Source organism: Streptomyces panaciradicis (assembly GCF_023516615.1).
Lineage (GTDB): Bacteria > Actinomycetota > Actinomycetes > Streptomycetales > Streptomycetaceae > Streptomyces > Streptomyces panaciradicis.
The window spans coordinates 1-3,259 of sequence record NZ_JAMGBF010000124.1 but is presented as its reverse complement, the minus strand read 5'-3'; the positions used below and the strand labels follow the sequence as shown (position 1 = coordinate 3,259).

The following is a 3,259-nucleotide window of genomic DNA, read 5'->3' as shown; positions in this document are numbered from 1 at the left end:
ATCGAGATCCGCAAGCAGAACCCGGCCTTCGGCCTCGGGTCCTACACGGAGCTTCAGTCGTCCAACCCGGCCGTGCTGGCGTTCCTGCGGGAGTACGAGGACGATCTGGTGCTGTGCGTGCACAACTTCTCCCGGTTCGCGCAGCCCACCGAGCTCGATCTGCGGATCTTCAACGGCCGGCATCCGGTGGAGCTGTTCGGCGGGGTGCGTTTTCCCGCCATCGGTGAGCTGCCGTACTTGCTGACCCTGGCGGGCCACGGCTTCTACTGGTTCCGGCTGCGCAAGGAGCCGTCGTAGGGCCACGCAGAACCCCGGGCGGGGCGTTTCCTCTGCCCCACCCGGGGCACGCATACGTAACACCCCGCCCACCCCGGGGAAAGGAATGTGACGTTATGGCGGAAACGGTCACACTTTCCGGCAAGACCAGTCCTGGCCTGCTGGAATCCCTGGACCCACTGCTCAGGGAATGGCTGCCGCGGCAGCGCTGGTTCGCGGGCAAAGGACGCCCGGTCACCGGATTCACGCTGGTCGAGGCCACCGAGCTGTTGCCGGCCGGCGGCAAGCTGGGCCTGTACCACCTGCTGGTGCGCGCCCATCAGCCGCTCACCCTGGGCGCCGAGCCGCACCCCGGTGACTGCTACCAGCTCCTCATAGGCGTGCGCGAGGCGCTGCCACCCCGGCTGGCGCCCGCGCTGATCGGACATGTGGAGGACGGCCCGCTCGCCGGCCGGACGGTCTACGAGGCCCTGTACGACGGCCGGGCCGCCGAGGTGCTCCTGGAGGCCATGCGCTCCGGGGCCCGGATCGGCGGGCTGCGCTTCGAGCGGGAGAGCGGCCGCGAGATCCGCTCCGGGCTCGTCCCGCGCGTGGTGACCGCCGAGCAGTCGAACTCCTCCGTCATCTACGGAGATACGTTCATTCTGAAGCTGTTGCGCCGGGTGCTGCCCGGCGTGAACCCCGATCTGGAGCTCCCGCTGGCGCTGGCCCGGGAGGGCTGCCCGCGGGTGCCGGCGCCGACGGCGTGGGTGCGGGCGGACCTGGGCGGCGAGCCGTACGTGCTCGGCGTGCTGCAGCCCTTCCTGCAGGGCGCCTCCGACGGCTGGGAGCTGGCCCTGCGGCAGCTCGCCAAGGGCGAGGACTTCGGCAGCGAGGCCCGGGCCCTGGGCCGCGCCACCGCCGAGGTGCACACGGCCCTGGCCCGCGCGCTGCCGACGGTCACCCTCGGGCACCAGCAGATGCGGCTGCTGGCCGACGGCATGATCGAACGCCTCGACGCGGCCGCGCAGGCGGTGCCCGTGCTGCGGCCGTACGCGCCCGCCCTGAACACGGCGTTCACCGCGCTGGCCGACCTGGCCGCCGAGGGCCGCACCTGGACCGCGCAGCGCATCCACGGGGACCTGCACCTCGGACAGTGCCTGCGCTCGCCGGGCGGTCAGTGGTGGCTGATCGACTTCGAGGGCGAGCCGTCGAAACCGCTGGCCGAGCGGCGGATGCCGCAGCCGACGGAGCGGGACGTGGCGGGCATGCTGCGGTCCTTCGACTACGCCGCCCATTCCGCCGAACGGCCCGACGAGGGCTGGGCCGAGACCTGCCGTGCCGCCTTCTGCACCGGATACGCGGAGGTCAGCGGCCAGGATCCGCGCACCGACCCGGTGCTGCTGCGAGCATACGAAACGGACAAGGCGATATACGAGGTGCTCTACGAGGCCCGCCACCGCCCCGAGTGGCTGTCCGTCCCGATGGCGGCGATCGAGCATTACGCCACGTCCGACCTGTACTGAACCGACCGACCCTCGCCGAGGAGGCGCCGCCCGTGACCCCCCGCCCCACGTCCAGCGGTTCGGATCCGAAGAATCCGAAGAAGACGGCCGAGGAGATGGCCGAGAAGGCCGCGAAAACTGTGAAGAAGGCGGCGGAGAAGGCCGTCGCGCCGAAGAAGGCGCCGGCCACCAGGAAGACGCCCGAGAAGACCGTGGCCGAGAAGCCCCCGGCCAAGAAGACGGCCGCGAAGAAGGCAGTGGCCAAGAAGGCGGCGGGGAAGACCGTGGCCGAGAAGACAGCGGCGGGGAAGGCGGTCGCCAAGAAGGCCCCCGCTAAGAAGGCGGCGCCCGAGAAGGCCGCGGCGCGGAAGGTCGCGGTGGGCGAGGGCGCGGCGAAGAAGACGGCCGCGAAGAAGGTCGTCACGGCGAAGACCCCGGCCGAGAAGGCCATCGCGAAGAAGGCGGTGGCGAAGAAGGCGGCCGTGAAGAAGGCGGTGGCCGAGGAGCCGGTCGCCGAGCAGGCCCTCGCAGAGCGGGCCGTCGCCGCGAAGGCCGTCACGACGAGGGCGGCAGCCAAGAAGGCGGCCACCGCGGGGAAGAAGGCCGCTCCGGCGAAGGCGGCCGCGAAGAAGACCGCCCCGGCGAAGACGGCCGTCAAGAAGGCCCCGGCCAGGAGGGCCGCCGCCAAGAAGGCCGTGCCCCAGACGACCTCCGTCGGAACCACCGCGCCCGAGGCGGTCTCCCCCGCTCTGGAGGCCGGTGACCGGGAGCGTCTGCTCTCCGGTACGCATCACGACCCGCACACCGTCCTCGGCGCCCACCTCGTCCCCGGCGGCGTCGCCCTGCGCGTCTTCCGGCCGTACGCCCTGGCCGTGACCGTCGTCGCCGGGGAGGAGCGGACGGAGCTGCACGACGACGGGGACGGGTTCTTCTCCGGGCTGCTGCCGCTGGACGAGGTGCCGGCCTACCGGCTCCTGGTGACGTACGAGGGCACCGTCCAGGACACCGAGGACGCCTACGCCTTCCTGCCGACGCTGGGCGAACTGGACCTGCATCTGATCGGTGAGGGCCGGCACGAGCAGCTGTGGACCGTGCTGGGCGCTCACCCGATGACCCACCAGGGCGTGGCCGGCACCCGCTTCTCGGTGTGGGCGCCGAACGCGCGCGGGGTGCACGTCGCCGGCACCTTCAACTTCTGGGACGGCACCGGCCATCCCATGCGCTCGCTGGGTTCCTCCGGCGTCTGGGAGCTGTTCCTGCCCGGGGTCGGCGAGGGCGAGCTGTACAAGTTCCAGATCACCCGCCCCGACGGCTCGAAGACCCTGCGCGCCGACCCGCTGGCCCGCCGCACCGAGACCCCGCCGAACACGTCGTCGGTGGTGACCGCCTCCCACCACGAGTGGCGGGACGAGGAGTGGATCTCCCGGCGCGCGGAACTGATCGCCCACCAGGCCCCCTTCTCGGTCTACGAGGTCCATCTGCCGTCCTGGCGGCCCGGA

The 3,259-nt window shown here is 71.9% G+C and carries 3 protein-coding genes; all 3 read left to right on the top strand.

All coding sequences use genetic code 11. The features are described from left to right. Positions 1–297 (top strand): alpha-glucosidase C-terminal domain-containing protein (locus tag M8J74_RS33080; protein ID WP_249839963.1); only part of this gene is annotated, 297 nt, incomplete at its 5' end. 95 nt (positions 298–392) lie between these two features. After that, positions 393–1,781: a maltokinase N-terminal cap-like domain-containing protein gene (locus M8J74_RS33075; protein WP_249839962.1), complete on the top strand. Its 1,389-nt coding sequence runs from the start codon at positions 393–395 to the stop codon at positions 1,779–1,781. 32 nt (positions 1,782–1,813) lie between these two features. Then, a partial coding sequence (locus M8J74_RS33070; RefSeq protein ID WP_249839961.1) for a GlgB N-terminal domain-containing protein occupies positions 1,814–3,259 on the top strand: 1,446 nt, incomplete at its 3' end.